Source organism: uncultured Imperialibacter sp. (genome assembly GCF_963974565.1).
GTDB lineage: Bacteria > Bacteroidota > Bacteroidia > Cytophagales > Cyclobacteriaceae > Imperialibacter > Imperialibacter roseus.
Map to the genome: position 1 here is coordinate 255,540 of NZ_CAXBCJ010000004.1, position 25,336 is coordinate 280,875.

The 25,336-nt window shown below is 50.4% G+C and carries 22 protein-coding genes; 8 read left to right on the forward strand and 14 right to left on the reverse strand.

Annotated features, from left to right (window positions below; translation table 11 throughout):
* Nucleotides 1-2 precede the first annotated feature (2 nt).
* Nucleotides 3-1,235 carry an endo-1,4-beta-xylanase gene (locus AAC052_RS07770; RefSeq protein ID WP_339812287.1) on the reverse strand — a complete coding sequence of 411 codons (1,233 nt, stop codon included), beginning with the start codon at nucleotides 1,233-1,235 and terminating at the stop codon, nucleotides 3-5.
* Nucleotides 1,236-1,324: 89 nt separating this feature from the next.
* The gene (locus AAC052_RS07775; protein WP_339812289.1) at nucleotides 1,325-2,251 is read right to left on the reverse strand and encodes a 5-dehydro-4-deoxyglucarate dehydratase; all 927 of its coding nucleotides are present in this window, start codon (nucleotides 2,249-2,251) and stop codon (nucleotides 1,325-1,327) included.
* A gap of 210 nt (nucleotides 2,252-2,461) precedes the next feature.
* Here AAC052_RS07775 and AAC052_RS07780 point away from each other — a divergent pair, with 210 nt between their 5' ends.
* Entirely contained in the window at nucleotides 2,462-3,445 is a 984-nt protein-coding gene (locus AAC052_RS07780) for a LamG domain-containing protein (RefSeq protein ID WP_339812291.1), read from the forward strand.
* Between the two features lie 982 nt (nucleotides 3,446-4,427).
* Here the strand turns inward: AAC052_RS07780 and AAC052_RS07785 are convergent.
* Nucleotides 4,428-5,588 carry a TlpA disulfide reductase family protein gene (locus tag AAC052_RS07785; RefSeq protein ID WP_339812293.1) on the reverse strand — a complete coding sequence of 387 codons (1,161 nt, stop codon included), beginning with the start codon at nucleotides 5,586-5,588 and terminating at the stop codon, nucleotides 4,428-4,430.
* A 552-nt stretch (nucleotides 5,589-6,140) separates the two neighbouring features.
* On the opposite strand from AAC052_RS07785, the gene AAC052_RS07790 reads away from it, so the two are divergent.
* On the forward strand, nucleotides 6,141-6,434 hold the full coding sequence (locus AAC052_RS07790) for a GIY-YIG nuclease family protein (protein WP_339812294.1): 294 nt from the start codon (nucleotides 6,141-6,143) through the stop codon (nucleotides 6,432-6,434).
* Nucleotides 6,435-6,956: 522 nt separating this feature from the next.
* On the opposite strand, the gene AAC052_RS07795 is transcribed toward AAC052_RS07790, so the two are convergent.
* The 4 genes from AAC052_RS07795 to amrB form a co-directional block, all read right to left on the reverse strand.
* On the reverse strand, nucleotides 6,957-10,124 hold the full coding sequence (locus AAC052_RS07795; RefSeq protein ID WP_339812295.1) for a glycosyl hydrolase: 3,168 nt from the start codon (nucleotides 10,122-10,124) through the stop codon (nucleotides 6,957-6,959).
* A 210-nt stretch (nucleotides 10,125-10,334) separates the two neighbouring features.
* A complete protein-coding gene (locus AAC052_RS07800) occupies nucleotides 10,335-10,697 on the reverse strand; it encodes a hypothetical protein (RefSeq protein WP_339812298.1) in 363 nt (120 codons plus the stop codon).
* A 124-nt stretch (nucleotides 10,698-10,821) separates the two neighbouring features.
* Complete coding sequence (locus AAC052_RS07805; RefSeq protein WP_317491187.1) at nucleotides 10,822-11,019, reverse strand: hypothetical protein; 198 nt, start codon at nucleotides 11,017-11,019, stop codon at nucleotides 10,822-10,824.
* A complete protein-coding gene (gene amrB / locus AAC052_RS07810) occupies nucleotides 11,016-12,083 on the reverse strand; it encodes an AmmeMemoRadiSam system protein B (protein ID WP_339812299.1) in 1,068 nt (355 codons plus the stop codon). Before amrB ends, AAC052_RS07805 begins: the two co-directional genes overlap by 4 nt.
* Before the next feature lie 431 nt (nucleotides 12,084-12,514).
* Here amrB and AAC052_RS07815 point away from each other — a divergent pair, with 431 nt between their 5' ends.
* Nucleotides 12,515-13,858 carry a Gfo/Idh/MocA family oxidoreductase gene (locus tag AAC052_RS07815; protein ID WP_339812301.1) on the forward strand — a complete coding sequence of 448 codons (1,344 nt, stop codon included), beginning with the start codon at nucleotides 12,515-12,517 and terminating at the stop codon, nucleotides 13,856-13,858.
* Nucleotides 13,859-13,889: 31 nt separating this feature from the next.
* On the forward strand, nucleotides 13,890-14,765 hold the full coding sequence (locus tag AAC052_RS07820) for a sugar phosphate isomerase/epimerase family protein (RefSeq protein ID WP_317491190.1): 876 nt from the start codon (nucleotides 13,890-13,892) through the stop codon (nucleotides 14,763-14,765).
* Nucleotides 14,766-15,025: 260 nt separating this feature from the next.
* On the opposite strand, the gene AAC052_RS07825 is transcribed toward AAC052_RS07820, so the two are convergent.
* The 4 genes from AAC052_RS07825 to AAC052_RS07840 all read right to left on the reverse strand — a co-directional run bounded on the left by AAC052_RS07825 (nucleotide 15,026) and on the right by AAC052_RS07840 (nucleotide 18,024).
* Entirely contained in the window at nucleotides 15,026-16,639 is a 1,614-nt protein-coding gene (locus tag AAC052_RS07825) for a hypothetical protein (RefSeq protein ID WP_339812305.1), read from the reverse strand.
* A gap of 114 nt (nucleotides 16,640-16,753) precedes the next feature.
* Entirely contained in the window at nucleotides 16,754-17,053 is a 300-nt protein-coding gene (locus tag AAC052_RS07830; RefSeq protein WP_339812308.1) for a hypothetical protein, read from the reverse strand.
* A gap of 457 nt (nucleotides 17,054-17,510) precedes the next feature.
* Nucleotides 17,511-17,660 carry a hypothetical protein gene (locus AAC052_RS07835; protein WP_317491193.1) on the reverse strand — a complete coding sequence of 50 codons (150 nt, stop codon included), beginning with the start codon at nucleotides 17,658-17,660 and terminating at the stop codon, nucleotides 17,511-17,513.
* Complete coding sequence (locus AAC052_RS07840; RefSeq protein WP_339812311.1) at nucleotides 17,644-18,024, reverse strand: hypothetical protein; 381 nt, start codon at nucleotides 18,022-18,024, stop codon at nucleotides 17,644-17,646. The genes AAC052_RS07835 and AAC052_RS07840 overlap by 17 nt, the downstream gene beginning before the upstream one ends.
* A gap of 261 nt (nucleotides 18,025-18,285) precedes the next feature.
* Between AAC052_RS07840 and AAC052_RS07845 the strand changes: the two genes are divergently transcribed.
* A complete protein-coding gene (locus tag AAC052_RS07845; RefSeq protein WP_339812312.1) occupies nucleotides 18,286-19,476 on the forward strand; it encodes an exo-alpha-sialidase in 1,191 nt (396 codons plus the stop codon).
* Nucleotides 19,477-19,508: 32 nt separating this feature from the next.
* Here AAC052_RS07845 and AAC052_RS07850 read toward each other — a convergent pair whose 3' ends face one another.
* The 3 genes from AAC052_RS07850 to AAC052_RS07860 all read right to left on the reverse strand — a co-directional run bounded on the left by AAC052_RS07850 (nucleotide 19,509) and on the right by AAC052_RS07860 (nucleotide 21,734).
* Nucleotides 19,509-19,919, reverse strand: a complete 411-nt coding sequence (locus tag AAC052_RS07850) for a hypothetical protein (RefSeq protein ID WP_339812314.1) — start codon at nucleotides 19,917-19,919, stop codon at nucleotides 19,509-19,511.
* A gap of 874 nt (nucleotides 19,920-20,793) precedes the next feature.
* The gene (locus tag AAC052_RS07855) at nucleotides 20,794-21,348 is read right to left on the reverse strand and encodes a hypothetical protein (RefSeq protein ID WP_339812315.1); all 555 of its coding nucleotides are present in this window, start codon (nucleotides 21,346-21,348) and stop codon (nucleotides 20,794-20,796) included.
* 89 nt (nucleotides 21,349-21,437) lie between these two features.
* Complete coding sequence (locus AAC052_RS07860) at nucleotides 21,438-21,734, reverse strand: addiction module antidote protein (RefSeq protein ID WP_339812318.1); 297 nt, start codon at nucleotides 21,732-21,734, stop codon at nucleotides 21,438-21,440.
* 566 nt (nucleotides 21,735-22,300) lie between these two features.
* Here AAC052_RS07860 and AAC052_RS07865 point away from each other — a divergent pair.
* From AAC052_RS07865 to AAC052_RS07875, 3 genes are all read left to right on the forward strand, one after another.
* The gene (locus tag AAC052_RS07865; protein WP_339812320.1) at nucleotides 22,301-23,065 is read left to right on the forward strand and encodes a cytochrome b/b6 domain-containing protein; all 765 of its coding nucleotides are present in this window, start codon (nucleotides 22,301-22,303) and stop codon (nucleotides 23,063-23,065) included.
* Nucleotides 23,066-23,075: 10 nt separating this feature from the next.
* Complete coding sequence (locus AAC052_RS07870) at nucleotides 23,076-23,819, forward strand: molybdopterin-dependent oxidoreductase (protein ID WP_339812323.1); 744 nt, start codon at nucleotides 23,076-23,078, stop codon at nucleotides 23,817-23,819.
* A 495-nt stretch (nucleotides 23,820-24,314) separates the two neighbouring features.
* Nucleotides 24,315-25,316 carry a N(4)-(beta-N-acetylglucosaminyl)-L-asparaginase gene (locus AAC052_RS07875; RefSeq protein WP_339812324.1) on the forward strand — a complete coding sequence of 334 codons (1,002 nt, stop codon included), beginning with the start codon at nucleotides 24,315-24,317 and terminating at the stop codon, nucleotides 25,314-25,316.
* Nucleotides 25,317-25,336: the final 20 nt, after the last annotated feature.

Below are 25,336 nucleotides of genomic sequence, written 5' to 3' on the forward strand. Positions count from 1 at the left end.
TTCTATTGTCCGGTGAAGTTTACCTCTTTTGATACGCCGTTGATGGTTATTTTGTATTTACCGTAGAAAGCAGAAACGACATATTCTCCGTTTTTATTAGCAACTCCTGAAGCTTTTGTCCACCATTCTTTGAAAATCAGGTTTTGATAGGCTTCAAGCGCTGGGGTAGGCGACCAGTCACGTTTGTAAAGCGAGGAAGCTTTGATCCAGTTATTGCCTTCCCAGAATCCCCACATCAATATACCCTCAACTGCCGGGTGAGCAAAACAGATCCGGTAGTAGTCGGCCATCTCTTTTGCTCTCTCCAACTCCTGTGCCGGTGTCATTACTGGCGGATTGTCACTTAAGTATTTCGAGCGTTGGCCGGGCATATTAAATTCCGTAATACGGATGGGTAAATTGAAAATAGCAAGCGAATCCAGGCACCGTTTCAGCTCTGCCCGGTCGAAAGTGTCGGTATGCAGATGCCCCTGCACACCAATGCCGGCAAGTGGCACTCCCTGCTTCAGTAGAAAGCGAATTTGTGCCATGTAGTCATCCAGTCGCTTGCCGGTAAGGATGTCGTAGTCGTTCAAAAAGAGCTTGATGTCAGGGTCGCCGTTGCGGGCCCATTGTGCCATCTGTTTGGTAATGTCGGATCCAAGCCGATCTTCGTAGTAGTTGCCGTGGATCATTTCATTGTTCAGGTCATACTCCACGAACCGCCCTTTGTATTTAGCAGTAACCGTTTCGGCCCGGGTTTGAAGTGTTTGTCTCAACTCCTCGTCATTCATCTCTTTTACCCATGGCTGCACGAATTTCTCGATGCCCCAAAAAAGATTGTGTGCCCTCAAAGGGATATTGTTTGCTTCGGTGAAGCTTAGAATAGTGTCAATTGTTGCATAGTTAACATTGCCTTTCTCCCTCTCCATGCTGAGCCACTTCACTGCGTTTTCGGTGACTGCTGAGTTGAAGTTTTCCAGAAACTTCTCTTTGTAGGTCTTTTTGTCTGCTTCTGACCACCCGCCTGCTATGCCGTTGCCAATGGCAGCGCCAAACCAGAAGTCGTGGCTTAGTTGCTCTACAGTGACCTTGTCGCCTGGCTTTGCTTTGATGACTAGCGGGCCCTTACGATTGGCAGCAATGTCTTTTTCGATGCCGGGGTATTGCGCCAGAGCATAAGAAAAAAAGGTCATCTGTAGAACAATTGCCAGACAAGAAAGAGCAGGCAGCCGCAGTTTATTCGATGAATTCATAATTGACAGAGTGTTTGTTGATGGCGAAGCTGAAATTTCGATGACTACAACAAGTTACCCCATTCATCTGTCAGGTACAATGTAATTTGCTACCCGGCCAAAATCGCTTTCGACTGGTGAATGAGTGTTGCCAGTGTTTTTGATTCCTCGGCAGTGGGCATCGTCAGTGGTGCTCTTACATCACCAGCACTTCGGCCAATGAGCTTTGCACCTGCTTTGATCAGGCTGACGGCGTACCCATTCTTTTTGGATCGAAGCCGCACAAATGGAATGTAGAATTCTCTAGTGATTTTGGCGACCGTTTCTTTATCGCCAGCTCTCAGGCTTTTGTAGAAAAGGTTAGCCAGCTCGGGTACGAAATTGAAGACTGCCGATGAGTAAGTATTAACTCCTATGGAAAGGTAAGCCTCAGCAATAATCTCCGCTGTAGGTACGCCCCCAATATACGACAAGCGGCTGCCTACCGATTTGATGGTGTCATTAAGCTCCTGCATGTTGCCAGTGCCGTCTTTCAGGCCGATGAAGTTGTCGCAGTTGTCGGCCAGCTTTTGGATATAGTCGGCAGAAAGCACGCCATTGGCCCGGTTGTAATAAATGACAGGTAGGCTGGTGTTGTCCATAATGGCCTTGGCGTACTCATAACAGCCGTCTTTCGGGCACTCGGTGAGGTAGGGAGGCATCAGCAGCAGTGCACTCATACCGGCTTTCTCGGCGATTTTGGCGAAAGCAATCGCTTCCGGAATGCTACGGCCTACGCTGGAGATCATCGGCACCCTGGCCTGCACCGTTTCGGCGGTCACTTCAACGATTTTTTTGTACTCCTGCTCCGACAGTGAGAAGAACTCGCCGGTACCACCAGCCACAAAGATAGACGACACCTTGTGTGTCACAAACCAGTCGAGGCGAGAGGCGTAGGTAGCGGGATTGAACTCGCCTTTTTCGTCCATATCGGTGATAGGGAAGGAGAGGAGACCGTGTTCAAGGGAGGCTTTTATTTGGGTGAGGGTGAGTGACATGTGAAGTAGGTTTCAAATACTGGAGGCTAATATAGAGATCATTTGGGTTTGATGCACAAAGTGGTTAGTTGCATCTGTTTGAGCGCCAGTAGCAAGCTCTTGAGTTATTCCCGGCAAACCAATCTCTGTTTTGGACAGCCTGCAAAAACGAGATTGCTAATTTTCTCTAAAATAGTTAGACTTCTTTTTTAACTGTCATTTGCACTCACCATGAGAAAATATCTGTCGATGCACCATTACCCGATTTCAGTTTCCCTTGTCATTTTGTTCCTGTCAACTGCGTGCAGCAAAGGGCCTGTCGGCGACTTATCTATTTTCCTCAGTACCCCCGACTTGGTGGCCTTCTGGACTTTCGGCGAAGAAGCCGGGCAGCAGCGGACGTCAGTAGGGGGTAGCCAAACACACTCGCTATCGGAAGTGGGCGGACCCATTGCCCGGGCTGACGTTGGGCCGTTCTCAGGCTACTCTGCCTACTTCGACGGCAAGCAATACATGAGCATTCCTTACCAGGAAACCGGCGACCTGAACATTTGCGGACCCAATGCACAGGTATCGATGTTCGCTGTGGTGAAGATCTACGATCTCAAACAAAGCCGCACCATTGCCGGCATGTGGAGCGAAGGGAAAGGAAAAGATGATGACACAGGCACCCGGCAGTATGCCATGCTCATGAACATGCCGACCTATGGCGGGCCAAGACAGCTCGTACCTCACATCTCTGCCGAGGGCGGCGTCACCATGCGGGCCGATAGCACAAAGTTTCCCTGGTGCGCCGATTATGCCGCCACTGCCGACGAAGTGCCAGAGGAACAGTGGTGTACCCTTGCTTTCACCTACGATGGAGTTTACATCAGGGCCTATATCAATGGTGTGCTGAAGGAGCGGGCGCTTGATCCTGTGAAAGACAAGCGGGACGACCCTTACTTCACCACTGAAGGCCCCACTGGTGGAGACAGGGGAATGAACCCGTACTATCACGGTCGTGGTATCTTTTGCTACGATGAAACGGTGCATAAAGATACCAAGCCAGGAGGGGGTTCCGATTTCACCGTAGGAGCACGCTATGCGGTAGGAGAGATGCTGGGGGAAGCGACCATCGGTTATTTCGGTGGCCTGGCAGTATTTGACCGGGCGCTGACGGATGAGGAAATATTGAAGCTACATGAGGCGAGCCATGTAGAGCAATTGAAGTAGGTGTCTAAAACTATTTCAGCGGGGTATCTTCGCAGCCTTCGCCCTGGTTCGTGTCTCACGAAACAGGCGGAGGGGAGTAACGAGTGCGTGAAGATATGCACCAGAACCTTTGGATAGATAGCTTTATCTATTTCAAAGCTTCAGTCGATATGGTGATTATATCCAGTCGTTAATTTGCGAAGGGGTGTGTTTGAAATGGGAAAGGGCTATGCAATTGATCAACAGCTTTACTGACTATTTAGAAAGTCCGCCGCAGATTTGCGGCGCTTTTGCCCAGTCTGGGCAAGGCTGTTGCACGCTTGTTTTGGGTTTGCCCAGATTGGGCAGGGGGCGTGTGGAATGGTTCGAGTCGGAGGTGTCGGACCAATGTTCACTGCTATTGGCTGGGTTCGCTGCTAGGACTAACGGGGAGTGTCGCCTTCGTTATCAACTATCAAATTTTTCTTAAGTTCTCAATAACAATTATTTGAAAAGTTCAAGCCCATAGCCCTTCTGACACCTGTCCGCAAGCCGACAGAAACGAGGGCGAGGAAAATATGCTTAACAACTAAAGCCTCAACAGACAGCCGTCATATCGAACCGTAGCGCTAGCGAAGGGAGAGATCCCCCGACTCTAGCAGTGTCTTTAAAAGTTATGTGCCAGGTCTTGGGGATGCCTCGCTTTCCCGATAACTATCGGGATCGCAATCGGCATGACGCTGATTTGGTTAGGTTGGCTGTTCGGCAGCTGTGGCAAAAAGTCGCCTAACCGCAGGAACCCGAACAACCAGCCGTCATCTCGATCCGCAGTGGAGCGTAGGGAGCCGACGTGGAACCCGACGCAGGAAAAGAATCTCCAAGACTTTTAGCCGAGGCATTTCTTGTTTTCTGCTTTCGCAACGGCGGATTACCTGTCTCCTCCATCTGATTCTTGTGTTTACACGCCATGGCCTTTCGGGTCGGAATGATGTTTACAATGGCCCTGCCCAGGTGCGTATGCCATTTATTGCACTTCTACCAGGTGTACAGTTTCCACCTCTCGTTTGACGGTTTGTACCGACAGGCCATACGACTCAAGGCTCGAGACAATGTCGGCCATTGATTTGTTTTCAATTATAAAGTCGTATTTACCGTCGTTGTCGCCAGAAAACTTGAAGGTTGTGTTTGCCAGGTCGGACAATGCCTTCATCATTTCGTCAAGTGTGTAGGCTGTAAACAGGGTCTTGTCGCCCGCATCCGACTTCGCAGAAAAGCTTTCGTCCAGTGCAGGCTCGAGGAGCTTGGCGTCCTGAATTGCGACCAGGTTGATGCTGGAAGTTTTGGTGCTACTCTTCCTGGTAAGAGCAAGTTTTTGAAGCAGCTCTTTCTCCAGCCTGCCAATATTCTCAGGCTCGTCCATGTTCTTGTAAAGAATATCATACCGTACTGACGCAAGGCGCTCTGGCAGTACAAGGTTTTCATTTCCAATCTGGAGGAATTCGCTGTAAACGTCTTTCAGGGTATAGGCTGTCAGGTTAATAAGGCTTGTGCCCATGGCTATTTTGAGCTTGTTGTCGGTGCTGGCCTCGTTTACATCAAAATAGTAAGTAATGTCTTTGTTGCTTACCAGCCTTTTGAAATCGTAGACTTCGACTTTTTTTATCTGACCGGCCTTTTGCTCGGACTGGCCGACGGTGGGGCCGGAAAGGAACGTCTTCATTAGCTCGCCGGTCAAACTTTTCGGCTCACCAATCCACTTGATCACTCCATTCTTGTCGATCAGTACAGTCAGGGGGTAGGCCTCCAGGCCCTCTTTGCCATCTCCGAAATTGATGTGTGTCTGCTTCGTTTGATCGCTGACCACGATAGATTGAAAGTCTATTCTTTTTAGGCTTCTTTCTACTTTGGCTACCGATTCATCGGTAATTGAAATGAAATAGAGGTCGTTTTGGTTGAATTGTTTTTGCAGGTCGTTCATGTGAGGCACGGCGGCAATGCAAGGGCCACACCAGGTTGCCCAAAATTCAAGGACGATAAATTTGTGGTTCAGATTTTTGTCGGCGGGCACATTGGCGATCCAGTCGGTGATATGGATTTCGGGTGCTTTTTCACCAACCTTGATGTTGGACTGAGCGCTGAGCCTTCCAAAGTTGAGGCAAGTCAAAAGGAAAAGCAAATACTTCATTCTGGTTTGAAAAGTTAAGTAGCAAAGGCACGGCATACTGATTTGCGCCGTCGTTTAAGTGCTCAAAAATAATTGAATGAGTTACTTATGCAACCAAAGAGACTCTTATCTGGTGTTTTGTAATGACTCAGGGCGGATTCGTTTTACATTATCATGGGTATGTATGACGTTATTACAGAGGCTTTGGCCGAGTCTCAGCCGCCGATGGCAATATCCGTTCTATCCGCCCTGGTTCGTGCCTCACGAAACAAGCGAAAAGTAGCTGGTGCGTGAAGACACGCACCAGGGCTTGTGGGTAGCTAAAAAACACTGTTTCTAGCCTTCGTTTGCAACGAGGGCTTTACGAGACTTGCGCTTGCAGCGCATCTTTACATCAAATAAAGATAAAGAAAAGATAGTGATGCGGTAGATTGATGACAGCAGAAGACGCCTGACAGCTGAAGCATCCACAGCCCGCCGTCATCTCGACCCGAGGCACGAGGGAGCCGACGTGGAACGGGATCTCCCGGATGATAGCTGAGTTTTTCACTTTTCTTTCCCTACATTAATCCAATGGAAAGAGGAGGCGCCGTTTACATCATGACTAACCAACACCACACCGTTTTTTACACTGGTGTTACATCCGACTTAATTGCAAGAGTCTATGAACACAAAACCAAAGCCCACCCCGGGAGCTTCACAGCCAAATACAATATTGATAAGCTGGTTTACTTTGAGCCTTTTCATTCTATAGAGGAAGCAATTGCCAGGGAAAAACAAGTGAAGAAATACCGAAGAGAGAAGAAGATCGCTTTGATTGAGGGATTGAATCCTGAGTGGAAGGATTTGTACGATTCGATTGAATAATAGGGAATATGACTATTTAGCAACTGTTGAAAAGGATGCCTTGCAACGAAAGTTTCCATAAACAGCCGTCATCTCGAACCGAGGTACGAGGGAGAGATCCCCAAGACCTACAGCCGACCCTTTAAGCTTTCTGCCATTACCTAGGGGATGCCGTTCCGGCGTCGGGTTCCACGTCGGCTCGCTCTCCCGATAGCTATCGGGATCGCAATCGGCATGACGCTGATTTGGTTAGGTTGGCTGTGCGGCGGCGGTCGCAAAAGTCGCCTAACCACAAAAGCTTCCAGAGACAGCCGTCATCTCGAACCGAGGTACGAGGGAGAGATCCCCAAGACCTACAGCCAAGGTTTTAATATTTTCTGCCATTACCCAGGGGATGCCTCGCTCGTTCCTCGCAATCGGCATGACGAGGGTATGGGGAGAGTGGCTGTGAGGCAGCCGAGCTTGAGGTTACCCCTACATAGCCCATGGTTTAAACCATGGGCTATGTAGGGGCTCAGCCTACCTTGTTGATTATTCAATCCCCTACTTCTTCCTCTCTATATCAATCTTCGCATTTTCGTTGATCAGCTTGTCGTTGAGCTGGGTCACTTGCTTTTCAAGCAGGGTTTGGAATTCTTTCTGCACCCTAACCATCCGTTCGTTCAGCACGCCTTTTACCTCGGCCTGCTGGCTGGTGGGCTTAAAGTCCGCTCCCTTGGCCGTTATGTCGCTCGCCAGGGCAGAAAGCCTGCCGTAGAGCTGCATCGGCGTGCGGAAGGCGTCTTCACGAGCACCTGTCATGTGGATGTCGTAGAGCTGACCGGCAATGGCAGTGGCCTGGCCCTGCACCGCCATCAGTTCTTTCTGGAGCTTGGTGTTTTTGATCGTGGGAATCATCTCTTCCAGCTCTTTTCTGATCCACTCCACCCGGTCGATCATTTCCACCACAGTGTTCATGGCGTCACGCAACTGCAGAGAAAAAACAACCTGCTCTTCTATCTCCTCCGGTGTTCCCTCCGTAGAAGGGTCCTTCAACACATCCACCGTTTTGATGATTTCCGTATCGCCCACGTTTATTTTGACGAAATACTGTCCGGGCGCTACCCTTGGTCCCAGCTGTCCGCCCATCAGGTCGAGGTCCCAGGTCACAAGAGGCCGCCAGCCTTCTCCGTTCATTTCTACCCAGGGGCGGCCTTCTGGCTTCGTCCTGAGCTTGGGCTTAAAGGTGGGCTCGTAGCGCAGATCCCACACCGTTCGGTTTATGCCAGCAGTTTGCTTGCCTTTGAGGGTGCGGACCACCTCCTGCTGCTGGTTGAGGATGGTGATCACCACTGGCTGTTCCACAGAGTCCTTCAGGTAGTAGTTCACGCCCACACCATAGGCCGGGTTTTGTCCGGCGTTCAAGCTAGGCCCATCGGTTTTGATGGCTTCTTTCTCCTGAAAGCGATAGGCCTTGCGCAAGTCAAATGCATGCACCGCTGTCGCCTGCACCTCTTCAGAAAACTGCCGGATAGGGGAGATGTCGTCCATGATATAATACCCACGGCCGTAGGTAGCCACCACCAGGTCGTCGAAGTTTTCCTGAATAGCCAGCCAGTACACAGGCGCAGGAGGGAGGTTGTTTTGCAACGGCAGCCAGGTGGCGCCATCGTTGGGCGAGTAGTACACGCCATTGTCGGTGCCGGCAAACAGCAGCCCCTGCTTCTTCGGGTCTTCCCTCACCACGTGTGCGAAGCTCAGGATAGACTTAGGAATGCCGTCGCTGATTTTCTTCCAGGTCTTGCCGTAGTCGCTCGTCTTGAAGATATAAGGATCAAAATCGGCCATTTGGTGCAGGTCGATGGTGATGTAGGCAGTACCGGCGTTGTAGCGGGAAGGCTCTATGTTCGAGATAGTGCCCCAGGGCGCCACGGGGATGTTTTTGCTCACGTTCGTCCAGGTTTTGCCGCCGTCTTGTGTGAGCTGCACCTGTCCGTCGTTGCTGCCCGTCCAGATCAAGCCTTTTTGAATGGGCGACTCTTCCACTGCAAACAGCGTAGCCCCATCAAAGGTCATCAGGTTGTCGATGGCGATGCCGCCCGAATTTTGCTGGTGGCTTTTGTCGTTCAGCGTCAGGTCGGGGCTGATCAGCTGCCAGCTTTGGCCACCGTCGTCGGACTGGTGAACATACTGGCTGCCTACGTACACCCGGTGTGGCGTGTGCGGAGAAAAGCTCAGCGGGAAGTTCCAGTGCCAGCGATACTTCAGGTCGGCGGGTTTCCAGCCATAGCCAGCTTCCGGCCACACTCGTACCTCCCGGGCGTGACCAGTGCGCATGTCGAAGCGCTGCAGGCCACCGTCGTAGCAACCTGACCAAATGATGTTGTTGTCGAGCGGATCAGGCTTGGCGAAACCACTTTCGCAGCCGCCCACACCCTGCCACAAACCAAGGGGGATATAACCCTGCAAGCTGTTGCTGGGGCCCCGGTAAGAGTAGCCATCCTGCCGGTTGCCGTACACAAAATAAGGAGCATTGTTGTCCACGGCCACGTGGTACATCTGCGCAATGGGCAGCACCACCCGCTGGAAACTCTTGCCATGGTTCAGGCTGATGCTGGCGCAGCCATCGTGGGCCACCATCATGCGGTCGGCGTTGGTGGGGTCAATCCACATATCGTGGTTGTCGCCACCACCACGGGGAGGGCGCTTTTCCAGCGTTTTGCCACCGTCCAGCGACTGTGAGAAGCGAACGCTCATGAAGTAGATTTCATTTTCATTGGCGGGAGATACCGCTATGCGGGTGTAGTAGGGTGCCCGCTCCGCCATGTCGTGGTGATTGCTGATGAGTGTCCAGCTTTCGCCGGCGTTTTCTGTGCTGTACAGGGCAGGGCTTTTGTCTTCAAACAGGGCGTATACTTTGTTGGGGTTGCCGGGCGCTACTGCCACAGCTGTTTTGCCAACAGGATGGTCTTTGCCTCCCGGCAGGCCATTAGCGGCCATCGGCTTCCAGGTATCGCCGCCATCGGTAGATTTATAAATGCCGCCACCGGCACCGCCGCTGCGCAGTCCCCAGGTGTTGATATGAATGGACCACATGGCAGCGTAAAGCACATTGGGGTTGGTAGGATCCATGCTCAGGTCTGCAGCGCCTGTGTTTTCATCCACAAACAGCACTTTCGACCATGACTTGCCACCGTCTTTGGTGCGGTAAATACCCCGTTCCTGCTGTGGGCCGTAGGTATGGCCGAGGGCTGCTGCATATACAATGTCAGGATTCGAAGGATGCACAATCACCCGGCCAATGCGGGCTGTTTTTTCCAGTCCCATATTGGTCCACGACTTACCAGCGTCGGTCGATTTGTAGATGCCGTTGCCTATAGAGTGCGCCGGACGAATCAGGAAGGTTTCGCCGGTGCCCGCCCACACTGTAGAGGGCTCGGTCGGTGCCAAAGCCAGGGAGCCGATAGAGGAAACGTTCTGGTCGTCGAAGATGGGATCCCACGATACGCCGCCGTCTTCCGTTTTCCAGATCCCGCCTGAGGCAGCGCCTATATAGTTGACCATGGGGTTGCCCGGCTCGCCCACAATGGCAATGGCCCGGTTGCCCTCAGGGCCAATGAAGCGGTACGAAAGGTCGTCGAAGACCTTTGAGTCGACCTGGCTGAATGACAGGAGGGGGAGGAGCAGACAGGCGGCTATGCCGGTCAGGCATTTGGAAACAATTGAGTTCATTTGTTTGGCTTAGGTTCTAAGCATAAGTCTACTCAATTGCCGGGAATGTGGAAAGGAGATTTAGGTGATCGGTGAATTAAAGAGGTTTCGAATTAAAGAGGTTACTATCTGCGGAAGCGCAGATAGTAACCTCTTTAATCTGCTCCGGAACACCTGCCCTCGAGTTTGCCATGTCAGCGTTCGGGAGTGTGTCTCACACGCCGGAACTGCTCACCATTGCTGAATAATGATACATACCTGGTGATCCCTCAGTGCAAATTCTTTTGCTCCCCAGGGGCGAAGCGTGACTTTGCTAAGGTTTGGATGAAGAAACTCAGGGTGTGAGGCGCTTACCTTTTGGTACACTTCATCAATATTATTTGTCACAAGCCTGAACTCAGGGTTATGTTCCTTTGCCAGTTCTTGATGTTCAAAAAGGAGCATTTGCAACTCGCCCTGCTTGATCACACAAAACGGATTGTTTGAATTGAATTCTTCGTGGCCCATACTGAATCCAAGGCAATCAACAAATATTTTCAATCCGTCTTTGATATCCTGATAGTAGACATTAGGAACTAACCTGGTAAAACTCATAACCCAATTTTGAAATGATTTTTGTAAACATCTGGCGCAAAGATGTTCTTTATTTTCGTTAGTGATACTTGATCATAATCAAGAAATGTATTGATTGTTCCCTATGCGGGCATCGCATGAATTGCTAATGGCTAAACTTCCCATTGCAGCCGTCACTTCCTTTAGGATTGTAGGGAGAGAAAATTCTAAGAATGTTTGCAGTGTCTCTATCCAGCTCACTGCTATTCCCATGGGGATGCCGTTCCACGTCGGCTCGCTCGTTCCTCACAATCGGCATGACGTTGGAGTTGTGATGGTGGATGAGCCCATTCTGGTTAGTCACTCATACACAATACTCGTATATGCTACCCAGTGGTGGTTGGTAGAAAGCGCCGATACCGTCATCCCAATGTCTTCCACTTCCATGAGGGGATGATCAATGCTGGTTTGGTAGCCCAGGAAGGTGCCGGTCAACGGCTGGCCAGTTTCCAGCACGTTCAGCTTGTTCGCAAACGACAGCCCGAAAGGCACCGAGTACCTGCCGCACCACACCCATTTGTACTCTTTGTAATCGGCTTGCTGCACGGTGTATTCCGTGAACAGCTTGATCTTTTCGGCTGAGAGCTCGTTGGTCAGGCATTTGTCAATGATTTCCAGGTCCATCTGCCGGGCCTGCTCTGTGCCGGCTGAATCGGTGCCCATGGGCGCTAGCGTGGTAGAGCCGCCCCAATCCTCGTCGCCATAGTGCACGGCGTCGTTGGAGATCACAATAGCCACGTCTTTTCCATACGTCCATCCCTTGGCCTCCAGGATCTCATGCACAGCCTGGGCCAGATGAGCACTGATCGAGTCGATGCCTGTGTAGCTGATGTAGGGCACCAGTATCGGGACGATTTCCGCCTTCCGGTTCTTTTTGTGGAGCCATGGAATAATGGCCTCCAGCGAATGCTCAATCACCTGCATGCTGTCGTGCACAATAAAGTCCTGCTCCAGCAGGCGACTCATGATGTCCTCTCCCAGTGATGAGACCTTGATGCCTCCATAGGGCGACTCCCATTCGGTAAAGGTGCCAAAAACCAGCTTGTCCTGCAGGTCGAAATTGCGGGCCCGGTGGGCTACGCCAATGAGGATGATGTGGGGTGCGTTGATGCCCCGCAATGATTTGTAGTAGAGCTCACCGGCAAAACGGTAGTTGTCGTGCGGGCTGATGGCGGCCTTCCACTGTAAGTCGTTGGCGCTGTCTTGCAGGTGCAATCTGTTGTAAATCGAATCCATTTGCCAGTCGTGCTGCGCATAGCCTCGTGCCTGGCGGACTTTTGCCTCCGGCGCTTGTGTGTTCTTTTCATCTGATGGTTTGCAGCCAAAGCTGACAATGACGATAAATAAAAAAAAGGGGAAAGCTCTCATGCCTGGTGGTGGTTGGTTGAGAGGCAAATGTAGCTGTTGGCTAGTGTCTTTCCAGTGATTTTATCTGGGAGGCGAATTAGTTAAAGGGGTTATTCTCTGCGGAAGGGCGGATTGTAACCTTTTTAATTTTCTAAGTATGTTTTCATACCCCGGTATCATTGGTGCTGGTGTGTGAAGACACCCACCAGAACGACGGAGGGATACTGGTGAACTCTCCAAGGCTCTTAACAATCCGGTAAACATCCTAACCAATCCTCCTCTGATTTCCCAACCCGACCGCTCGTCAATTTAATCGGCTTTTTTCGTACCTTATGTAAGTGATTACCCTGGCTACTTCGTCTTACAGTAGCAGGTGAACCGCATGCCCGATGCAGGTTGCAAGCCTGGTTGAAACAATGAAAACTAATAGTCCTACTTAAAATAATAAATGAATGAAAATGGAACCAACTAGAAGAGAGTTTATAAAGAAAACAGCCGTGGCTGGGTCGGTGGCGTTTGCACTACCCACTATCATGCCGTCAAGCGTTTTTGGTGCCAACGACCGGATCAATGCCGCTGTTTTAGGCGTTAATGGCAGGGGCAAGAGCCATATCAAGAGCTTTATGGTGCAGGACAACGTTCAGATCACCCACCTGTGTGACCCTGACATGCCTCTTCTGAAAAAGCGCCAGGCAGAGTTCAAAGAAACGTACAAAAAAGACGTGCTCCTTGAGCAGGACGTTCGCAAGATCATCGACAACAAGGACATTGATGTGATCAGCATCGCTATGCCCAACCATTGGCATGCATTGGCCACTATCTGGGCTTGCCAGGCGGGCAAAGACGTGTATGTAGAAAAGCCAGGCTCTCACAATATATGGGAAGGCCGCAAGATGGTGGAAGCAGCCCACAAGTATGACAGAATAGTGCAGCATGGCGTGCAGCTAAGAAGCTCACCAGCTATCAATAAAGCTATTGACCTGATGCGCAACGGCTACCTGGGCAAGGTATACATGTCACGTGGTCTTGTGTTCCGCTGGAGACCTAGCATAGGTGATCAGGGATTTTCTCCGGTGCCAGAAGGCCTTGATTACGACCTGTGGACTGGCCCGGCAGGCAAGCGTGCCTTCACCAAAAACCTTGTGCACTACAACTGGCACTGGGCATGGGACTACGGCAATGGCGACGTAGGCAACCAGGGTATTCACGAAACCGACCTGTGTATGTGGGGATTGGACGTGGGGCTACCTACTAAAATCACCTCTATGGGCGGTAAATTTCTTTGGGACGATGCCAAAGAGGTGCCTGAGGTGCTTACCTCCATCTATAACTACCCTGAAGAAGGTAAGATCATCCAGTTCGAAGTGCGCCCTTGGTGTACCAACACTGAAGACGGTGCTACGGTTGGCAACATCTTCTATGGTGAAAAGGGCATCCTTGTGGTAGACGGCTACGACAAGTTCAAGACCTACATGGGCCAGGACAGAACGCCGGGCGAATCAGGCGACGATGGACAAGCATCAGGCACTGGCATGGATCGTGGCGATGGTGGTACCGACGGACACTTCAAGAACTTCATTGACGCCGTGCGCAAGCGTGACAGGTCTGTACAAAATGGCCCTGTGGAAACAGCCCACCTAGCTTCAGGACTGGCGCACCTTGGCAATATTGCCTACAGGCTGGACCGTGTGCTTACGTTCAATCCAAGCTCCGAAACCTTCGTAAACGACCCTGAAGCCGATAAAATGCTGAAGCGCAATTACAGAAAGGGATTCGAAGTTCCTGAGATAGTGTAAGCGAAGCATCTGGATGGAACAACGTATGAAAATGAATAAATCACGTCGTGATTTTATAGGAAAAAGTGTTATTGCCGGAGTGGGTCTATCGTTGATAGACCCACTTATGGTAAGTGCGTTTGCCAAAAAGTCGAAAATGAAGCTCGGCCTGGTGACCTATCAATGGGGGAAAGACTGGGATTTGCCTACCCTTATTGCCAACTGCGAAAAGACAGGCTTATTGGGTGTGGAACTGCGCACAGAACATGCCCATGGTGTGGAGACAAGTCTTTCTGCCAGTCAGCGGGCGGAGGTGAAAAAGCGATTTGCTGACAGTCCGGTGAAGTGCCTTGGCTACGGTTCTAATTTCGACTACCACCATGCCGACCAGGCAAGGGTTCGCAAGAACATTGAAGGTACCAAGCAGTATCTTCAGCTTTGCAAGGATATCGGATCTACCGGCATCAAGGTGAAGCCCAATGGCTTCCCGGATGGGGTTGCCAAAGAGAAAACCATCGCTCAGATAGCGGCATCGTTCAATGAATGTGGCAAATATGCAGCTGACCTCGGGCTGGTGGTGCGGGTGGAAGTTCACGGCGAGGGAACCCAGGAGTTGCCTAACATGAAGGCTATCTTTGAGCAGGTAACGGAGAAAAGCGTGAAGATGTGCTGGAACTGCAACGATCAGGACCTGTGGGAACCAGGGCTGGAAGCGAACTTCAATTCTGTGAAGAAATGGTTTGGCGACACCGTGCACATTCGGGAGCTGAACGTGGGTGAATACCCTTACCAACAGCTTATGAACCTGTTCAACGGTATCAAATATGATGGCTGGATTTTGCTTGAAGCCCGCACCGAACCTACCGACAGAGTGGCTGCCATGAAGGAGCAGTTGCAGCTGTTTAATAAGATGGTGGGGAATAGCTAAGACTGTTTTTGTTCCGGCGGGTGTCCTCACACGCCGGGATTTCTTCCCTCTCCTCCCTCAGAGTCCCTTATCAGGAGACTCTGAGGGGGATCGGGAGATTGATGTTTCCCAAAGCGTGAGAAGACATTCGCTGTCCGTTCCCGCAGACTACAAAAGTTTGGTCAAACAGCTTCTGCTGGCTAACGGATTGAAATGCAGGGAATGGCTGCAATCCGGCGATCCAGCGAAACCTTTGTAGTCTTTTCTTCCTGCTGATAAAACTACCTCACAGCCACCTTTTGAGCCGGGGCGTATTGAGAAATAATGGCTTTCACTTCTTTCGCTTCGTCGGTTCTGCCCAGGGCTTCCAGCGCCGCTAGCTTTCCACGCAAGGCTTTGTTGCGGTTTTTTCGGTTGGTCAACGATTGGTTGAACTGGGCCAATGCTTCTTCCGGCCTGTTTTGCGCCAGCAGCCAATCGCCGTATTGTTCAAAAGAAGGGTAGGCGATGAAAGGTGGCCCTGCATCGTACGAACACTCACTTTCAAGCTGTGTCGCTTTAGCGAGGTGGCCTTCTGTTAATGCAGCATCGCCCTTTAGCTGCGCCAGCAGCGCTTCCATCTGGTGAATCACGACCTGTGTTTTTTTCAACCCCTCTTTGGTAGGTGCATACCGGGTGGGCCCTGCGCTGCACATGGCTATGCCTTCGTCATTTACCAATAAACTGGCTTTGCTGAGCTGACGGTTAAGCCCATCAATTTCCACCTGGAGCCCTGCGGCGTCTTTTTTATCGAAAGCCAGCGAACTATTGAAAAAATGCATGGCCGACTTTTCCGAAAGTCCAAGCTTGGAGTAGTCTACTTGCTGTGGCGTGAGCCCTTCAGGCCAGTACCCCGCCTCGATGCGCTGCTCGTTTTGCATGGTAATCAAATAGCTCTTCGATGCGGTGGAATCCTGGTGGTAACCAATGATCTCAGCCAATAAATCAGCCGCTTTCTGATACTCGCCCGTCTGCAGGTAGCCGTAGTGCAGCCAGGCCATGGCATGATAGCCTCTTTCCTTACCGCCAAGTCTTTTTGCCTCCATGCGATGTAAGCTTGCCTGGTAGGAGGCTATGTTGGAGCTCACTACTTTGTCCCACATACCAAGGGCCACGTAGATATGCGAAGGCATGTGCAAAGCGTGGGAGGCGTCGGGCGCCACGGTGGCGTATTTGTCGGCTGCTGTGAGGGCGATTTGAGCGTATTCAGGATCGTCGTTGGCGTGAATCATGTAATGCAGAGCACCTGGATGGGTAGGATTCTCTGCAATGATTCCCGCCGCCACCTCGGCGGACTTGTTGAGGTTGTCCTGATCGGTGTACCCAGCCCACATCAGGCCCAGGGCGTAAAAGGCCGCTACCTCCTGGTTGTCAGGGTTGGCGGCATACACCTCGGCCATGTGATCCGAATAGCTCTTATTACGTTCGTCGAGCTCACCTTCTCCATAGAGAATTTCTACACCTTCCCAAAAATCGCTTTCCAATTGATTTTCGGCTTTTTTCATCCTGGCTTCTTTGGTTTCCGCCACAGCCTGAATGACTTTACGGCCAGCTTCTACGTCTTGCAATCCCCACAGTGCCCGGTAGTGCGTCATCGCCAGGCCCCAGTGGGCCATGAGCTCGTCAGGGTCGGCCTTTATGGCTTTTTGGAAGGCCTCGCTGGCATCGTCATATTCGAAGCTATGCAGCAGCAAAAGTCCCTGATCAAACGACTCGCTTGCCTTGTCAGATATAGAGAGGCTGTGGTGGAGGTCGCCCAATTGAGTGTCTTCGGATGAAGAGGATTGCTGAGTGCACGATGCTGCGATAAGAACGAAGAGCGAGAGAGTCAGGGATATAACGGTCGGTTTTTTCATAGGATGAAGTTAATGAAAAAACGCATGTTAAGTAAATGATGTGCCGGGTGCAATTGCGGAGCGACAGGTGGCAGTTTACTTGTGCACAGATAGTGCTGGCTCCCGGGAAATGCATTATTTTAGCGTGCAGGCAAAATCATCTGGCTGCCAGTATATTTTGCCATTTTTGAGCTTATCAGACTCAATATCATCCCCAAGGGTTCCAATTGAGTTGCCTAAGCAGTTGCGGACATCGGGTGCAACAGTGGAGCAATTGGGACAGCAGTTGCCGACATAAAAAACCGCCATTCCCTTGTATTCAGCCTGATACACATAAAAAAACTCAACAAGCTCGGATTGCTTTAAAGTTTCTATTTCCGCATCTAACCAGGACAAATCGTCGCACGGAATATCTTCTTTACATGAAATAGCCATAAGGAATACCCTACCCAACGGAATGAATAACCTGTCAACAGACTAAGATCTATTCCGTAATGCTACAGGCTATTCCCGCTTCGGCGGACCGATCTGGCCGCTAAAAAGTAAATTTTATACAGATGAAAAGGTAAAAAAAGCAACCAATACGAGGAGGAGGTTCTGTAATCTCATTGTCTGTCGAATTTGTTGTTTCTGATGACACGTTAACGCAGCTTATGGTTGGAGTAAACCAGCCTTGCCTCCCTCTATGGCCCTTAAATGTTGATTTTGTTGTTGCTCAGTGTCTCCAGCCGATTCCTTTCAGGAGAGACTGATTGAAACGAAAGGGTGCGGAGTTGATTACCCGATCATTTGTTTGAGTGGCAGGACGCTGAAATTTATCACTCACAAGCCTGCCCGGATGGTGGAGACCCTTGCGGGAGGAGGTTTCCTGAAGAGTCATGGCTCTTCTGACTTATTTCTTATCTGCCCACTTTCTGTGCTTCTCAATATAGGATTTGTACTGCTCGAAGGTCATTCCTTCTGTTTCTTTTGCTATTCTCTCTTTTTCCTTCCTGAAGAAGCTGACGGTATCGAATTGCTTTTCTTTAATCTTTGTCTCCATAATTGACAATTTCTTTTGGTGAACGAATATCCAGCAGCCCTAGACCGTTTTTAACGTTGATTGAGTTATAGCCCCTGATTCTAAATACATTGACAATATGCTTAAAATTCCAACTCACCAGATAATTAACTTTACACAGTGTCGCAGTAGCGATGTGTAAACAATCATCATAGCTCGTTCTTCCTACAACCTTTTCGTTGATGTATTGGTCGGCGAGCACGAAGCTTTCTCCAGTAATTTGAACCAGCTCAATATTACTTTGCGGCAAATGCTGGAAGTGCGTTCTTACTCGCTCAGGCGCATTTTCTAATTCTGCGATAGTCAGGTCAGAATAAACGCAAGTGATTTCTCCGTTCTCAACCATGCCAAAAAGGTTTTTCTGTTTCCATTCGGAACTCTTCGTCATAAATTCCGCCAAAAATAGACGTATCAAAATATAGCCTTGGTTTCACAATTTGAAGTTAGTGATTTCAAATTTGATAGTTAACGTTTCTAAACTACAAACAGGTTTTTGTTGATGAATATTAGCCGTCTAGTGCCCACTTGTCGCTGATTCTCTCACAGAAAATGCTTCTCTTCCATTCCCCAATCCTTTTTATATTAGCCTACCCAATCACAATAATGCATGAAGCACCTCCTCTTGTCCCTGTTTGCCGTCTGTATTTGCAGCACTTTGGTTGTCGCCCAAAGCGCCACCAATTTCATCATCAGCCAGCAACTCATCTTCCCCCCACAGTCTGAGCATACCCACGCCAGCAGCCTGGTCATTTTGCCCAACGGCGACAAGCTGGCTGTGTGGTTCCAGGGGAGTGGTGAACGCACTGCCGACGATGTGCGCCTGATGGGAGCGAGGCTAAAGAAGGGCACGACCAGCTGGACGGCTCCGTTTCTCATGGCCGACACGCCTGGTCTGCCTGACTGCAACCCCGTACTCTTCCTGAACGGAAATGGTAAGCTTTTCCTGGTGTGGATTGCCGTGCAGGCCAACCGCTGGGAGAACTCCATTTTGCGGGTGCGCACGTCGACCCGCTACAATACAGCCGGTGCCCCGGACTGGGACTGGCAGGACAATATCCTGCTGGCACCCGGAGAGGCATTTGCGGCAGAGGTGGCCGCTAAGTTCAAAGACTTGCCGGACAACCCGGCTGGCTGGGCGGAGTATGCGCCGTCGTACGACAGAATGATCATAGAAGCCAGCAAGGACGAACGCAAAACCAGTACGGGCTGGATGACCCGCATCAAGCCGCTGATACTGCCCAACGGCCGCATCCTGCTTCCGCTCTACTCCGATGGCTTCAATATGTCGCTGGTGGCTATTTCTGAGGATGACGGTGCCACCTGGCGGGCAAGTCTGCCCATTGTTGGCCGTGGGCCGATACAGCCTGCCCTGGCACTGAAAGAAAATGGAGACATCGTCGCCCTGATGCGGGACAGCGGCGATGCACCGTCCAGAGTGCACAAGAGCGTGTCGATGGACGGCGGGGAGTCGTGGAGTGCCACAGTAAAAACCGACATTCCCAACACTGCCAGTGTGGAGCTGCTAAAGCTCAGAGATGGGCAGTGGGCCTTTCTGGGCAATGACATTGCCGATGGCCGCTATCGGGTAAGCCTCTACTTGTCGGAAGACGAAGGCGAGACCTGGCAATGGAAAGTGCGCCTGGAAGACCACGAAAAAGGGGATGGCAGCAGCTACTCGTACCCCTGTCTGGTGCAAGACGACAAGGGGCTGCTACACATCACCTATTCCTCCCGTACCAGCGAGATGGAGAAGTCGATTAAGTATGTGGTGGTGGACCCGGCGAAGGTGGTGAAGTGAGCTGGCGTGTGAAACACACGCCAGAACGACTTTTATTCATCTTCATCGGGCCACCCGAGGTAGCAGGCCAATAAGCCCAGGGGAAGGAAAAGTACGATCAGGTATCTTCCGTCGTTGGCCAGCACGTAGTCGGTGGGGTTTAATGGGTTGTAATAGATGCGAATATGCTGGTCTTCTGCACCTGTGGCTGGTGAATCACTTTCTTCGTCATCATCTTCTTCGCTAATGTGATGGATGACACCCTCATGATCAGTAAAATCCATGAGTGTCAATCGTTCCGCCTCTGGCCCATCATTATTTAGCACTGTTCCCGTAATGATGGCCTCGGTGGGCGTCCAGTAAAGTTGTGCATAGAGATAGTTCAAAGGAACGAGGACGCTCGTGGCCACCAGCGCTACACCGGGAACGAGAAACCAGAGTTGATAGAGTTTGAACTTTCTCATCGCTACGAGAACTGAAGTGTTTTACGGTCAGGATAAAAAAAAGAAGAATTTCAAAAATAAATAGTTTTAAATGTGTTTGCCCCGGAACCAAGCTACCACATTTTCAAAAGAAAGAAAAAACCAATAGCTGATGTGCCGCCAGTTCCGGAGGGGTTCGTTGCTGCAAAAGCCAGGCCTTTGCCACCCCTCGGGCATAAGCCTTTGTGCAGGTACCTGTTAAGCGCTTGTCTCCCTACCTTATAAGCGCTTATGAGAGGTGTAGTAAAGGCGTTAAAAGAAGTGGGACAACGCCTTATCGTAGGTGAGTAAAGGGCTTATCAGGAGGCTATGGTGCGCACCACACCTGGTCAGTGGTAGGCAGCATGGATAGTGAGTGCTGGGCAGCAAAGGTAGTGGATGGTGGGCAGGCGTCGGTACGGCGAGCTTAGCCTACTGGGGAGGAGCCGTCAGACGCCGGAAAGGGAATGCGGCCCTCTTTACTTGTAATTGCCTGCTAAAACCGGGCCAATTGGGGTGTTTGGAAAAGCTGATGGATAACCAAGGTACAATAGTGCTTGTCACTAGCAGTGAAACGGAGCCGACGCAGGAACGAAATCCAAGTGACCTGGCAGTGTGTTTATCCAGCTCAGTGCCATTCGCAGGGGGATGCCGTTCCACGTCGGCTCGCTCGTTCCTCGCCATCGACCACACCTACACTTTGTTTCGGTGGACAAGCATGACGTTGATGTGGTGAGGGAGGATGTGGCCGCTGCACCACAAAAGCATCCACAACGACGTCATTTCGATCCGCTAACCGGCGGAGAGAAATCCCCCTGGTCTGGCACTGGACTCAAGAGTAGAAAGTATAAATGTACGTGGCTGTCGCTTAGAACCTTTATTTTAAAAGCTCAAAAGAGTCCATAAAGCGATGTATAGATTCATTGTTGCTTTTGCCTGTTTCTGTAATGGTTTGCAACATGTATGCCCTGTTGTTTATCAGAAAAAGCCTCATTCTGATGATTGCCATTCCTTGGCCATAGTCTACTGTAATTTCTCTGCCAGGATAATCAGCCAGGTTTTTGACTTCTTCCGTTAGCAACTTTCCTTTCACATTATTTACAGCTCCGTCAATGGCGCCTCTGAAGAACTTATCTAAAATATCCGTTCTATCTGAATTTATCAGGGAGTCAGGGTATTCTGTAACATTCGTCATATAAAGCAGATTGTCGTCATTTCCTTTTTCAGAAGCATCGTACATGACGATATTCATTTTCAATTGGCCTATCTCTGAATCTATCATTTGTGGCGTTGCTGTTGGTTCCTCCGGGAACTCAATTTTGAATCCAAATTCTTTGTCTTCAAAAAGAAACCATTTGCCTGAAGCGAAGCTTGATAAAACTGTCAGTAATGCTATTGAGGTGAGTAAATGGGTGTCAGATTTCAGATTCATGTTTGCCTGGTTTTTGAGAAAGCGCCTGATAGGGGTGTGGGAGTTTTATGCCGCTCCGTTTATACTAATACTTAGCTGTTGAGATGCTTTCACTGCGGCTGAATAGTTTTCACATTCAGATGTCCGCCCACAGCCCTAAGAACTTTTAGTATCGTTTCAAATTGAGGTTTTGATCCATGTGAGAGTGCCTTGTACAAACTAGGGCGACTCAAGCCTGTTTCCGCAGCAATTTTTGACATTCCCTGAGCTTTTGCTACATGTCCAAGGGCGGCAATTATATCCGATGTTTCGCCTTCCTCTAGTACGTTGTTTAGATATTCTGCGATCATATCGTCGTCATCTAAATATTCGGCGATATCGAATTTTGTTGTCTTCATTTTGTTCATATTCCTAAAATGACTTTTTGTACTCTTCCCATAATTGCCGGGTTTTGCTCGATTTATCTTTTCGCTTCTTTAACCACTTGTCGAATTCGTTGGTCTTTTCCACAGAATACATACGTAAATGTATTCACTTGGATACACTTTTCCAATTGCTGCCAAATAGAAATGTTGAATGGGGTAAGGTACCTCACAACAAAAGAATACCGACCAATATTCTCTATTATCAGTACCATTCTTCCATATTATCTAACAATTGAAAAAGCCAGGAAACAGCTGCCATCATCAGGGGGATATCTCCCTCGTTCCTCGCCATCGACCACACCTACACTTTGTTTTGGTGGACAAGCATGACGTTGATGTGGTGAGGGAGGATGTGCTACTGAATGAATTCTTCTACCTACATTTCGCTTCAGTCGGAACGTACGAAGCCGTGTGTGTAAGGCGGCAGTCACCCTACTCTAATACGCCAGCACAGGAGCCATCCCCCCTGAGCCACTGTAACGCTGCCCCTACAAACATTTCCCACAAAATCGTAACTTGGTTGGCGAGTACCTTTACGACCATCAACAATGAGTTCTATTACTGAGTCAACTTCCGAGGCAGTGTCACACCGAAGATGGGTAAAAGTCTCGCATTGGATAGTAACAGTTAGCTTTCTGCTGCTGGCTTTTTCCGGCTTCGAGATACTCATGGTGCACCCAAGACTTTATTGGGGAGAAGTTGGCAACGAATTGACACCGGCCTTGTTGGAGCTACCCATTAGCCGGAACCATCAACGGGATACCTGGGAGGAAAGCAAGGCATTCTTTGACACGGATGAGTCGCCGGTCAGTGCCGCACGTACGTCGGATGAATTAATGTTCAACCAAAATGGATGGGGGCGGAGCCTTCATTTCCTGGCTGCCTGGTTGTTGATCGTTCCGGGAGTCATTTACCTGCTGATCGGGGTTTTTAGTGGCCATTTCCGCAACCATATCTGGCCAAAAAGAAAAGAGCTGACGCCTGCATCGGTTTGGAGGGATGTGAAGGATCACCTGCGCATGCAGATTGCTCCGGCTACTGGTGGGCCTCATTATGGGCTGCTGCAGAAGCTCGCTTACATGATGGTTATTTTTGTTGCCTTGCCCCTGGCAGTGGTCACGGGCCTTACCATGTCGCCAGCCATCACTGCGGCTTATCCTTTCCTGCTAAAGGTGTTTGGCGGCTATCAGTCGGCCCGTACTATTCACTTTTTTACTTCGCTAACCCTTGAGTTGTTTCTGTTCATGCATTTGGCCATGATTATCAAAACTGGGTTTACACAGCAAATACGTTACATGACCCTGGGAAAGTGATATGAGTAATATGAAAAGGAAAGACATCATTACCAGAAGAAAAGCCCTTGCAGTAAGCGCCTCCGCTCTGGGGGCTCTTTTGTTGCCTGGATGTTCCAAAACGTCGCCACCTACTTATGGCAGTCTGCTGCGTATGGGAGATGCGTTGACCTACAATGCCCAGCGAACCCTGTTACCGGGACAATCTCTGGCGAAAGAGTACAGCTTTGGCGAAATCTCATCGTTTCCAGCTACGGGCACTATCAATCCGGCTGATAGCTCAAAAGAATACTACAGCGAAGAGTATGAACGCCTCAAGAGCGGGCTATTTGCCAACTGGCGATTGTCGGTGGAGGGAAGTGTGACAAATGCTGGGCAGTACTCGTTGCAAGATCTTCAGCGGTTTGCTTCCCGCACGCAGATCACCCGACACACGTGCGAAGAAGGGTGGACGGCTATTGGTGAATGGACTGGCGTACCGTTAAGCAGCGTGCTCGAACATGCAGGGATATTGCCAGGAGCCCGCTTCATTAACTTCTATTCTTATGACGGATGGGAGGACAGCATCGATATGCTGGATGCTTTCCATCCGCAGACGATTTTGGCTTATGGCATGAATGGAAAAGCCCTTTCAATTCCTCACGGAGCCCCGGTTCGCCTCAGAGTGGAAAAGCAGATCGGCTACAAAAGCATGAAGTACCTTCAGCGTATTGTGGTAACTGAAGAGTTTGTCGATCCGGGCGACACGGGGTGGGCCTGGTATGTGGGGATTTAGAATGGCAGGGAAAGGGGCTGAACCAGTGAAATTCCCATAACAGCCGTCATTCCGAGGGAGTAAATCATTGAATTCGCAACACTGATTCCACTACGACCGTGGGAATCTGCCGGATGATGGCAGTGGCCCAAAACGGCGTTTCTGCTAAACCCTGAGCTCAGCGGAGATGCGCCACAAGCTTCTATTTCATGCCACGTCGTTACAAACAAGAGAGATTGGGAGAAACTAGGTCGATTAGGGAGCTTGAGTTATCTGATGGGTTCTATTGGCGATTAATTGTAGCGGCGGGACGCCGATATAAGAAACCCACAAGGGAGACCCTTGCGGGATGAGGGGGTAGCGGCGGGACGCCGATATAAGAAACCCACAAGGGAGACCCTTGCGGGATTGGGGTTAGCAGTAACGTGTCAGCTCATGACGCCGTCAATCCACAATCCATCCTCTGCAATCCCAAATTTTTACTAGTTTCAGCACTTCAACGCAAATCCGAAGTGTATGTCTACCAACAGAAGAGATTTTATCCGCAAGTCTGCCATTGGTGCAGGTGTATTAGGCGTTTCGTCACTAGCGGCATGTGCCAGTGAAGGTGAACAGAAGCAGGGTGCCGGGTCAGACCCGTCCACCACAGGCACAAAGCCCATCGTGATCGCTACCTGGGCGCATGGCATGCCCGCCAATGAAAAGGCCTGGGAGCTGCTGAGCCAGGGCAAAAGCAGCCTTGATGCGGTAGAGGCAGGGGTAAGGGTCGTAGAGTCGGATCCGGAGGTGCAAACAGTTGGCCTGGGCGGCTTCCCCGACAGAGATGGGGTGGTGTCGCTCGATGCCTGCATCATGGACTACGACAGCCGTTGTGGCTCGGTGGCATTTTTGGAAGAAATTGAAAACCCTATTTCCGTCGCCCGCAAGGTGATGGAGGAGACCCCCCATATCATGCTGGTAGGAGAGGGTGCTCAGCGATTTGCAGTGGAGCAGGGCTTCGAAAGGAAAAACCTTCTAACGGAAAAGTCGAAGGAGGCTTACGAGAAATGGCTGGAAACGGCAGAATACAAGCCAGTCATTAATATAGAAAACCACGATACCATCAGCATGCTGGCGCTGGATAGCCAGGGCCGACTAGCAGGCGCTTGCACCACCAGCGGGGCAGCCTGGAAAATGCACGGACGTATTGGCGACTCGCCTATCATCGGTGCTGGTCTCTTTCTGGATGGGGAAGTGGGTGGCGCTTGTGCTACCGGACTTGGAGAAGCGGTGATCAGAGTGGCTGGTAGCGCCATGGTAGTGGAGCTGATGCGCAATGGGATGAGTCCTGGTGATGCTTGCAAAGCCATTGTAGAGCGCATCGCCGCCAAGCATCCTTCAGTCGCCGACCTGCAGGTGGGCTTTCTGGCGCTGGATAAGTATGGTAATTATGGTTCCTATGCGATACATAAAGGCTTCAACTTTGCCGTGTACAATAACAACGGCAATACGCTGATTGACGCAGTGAGTAAGTATTAATATCATTTGACTTGTTGATA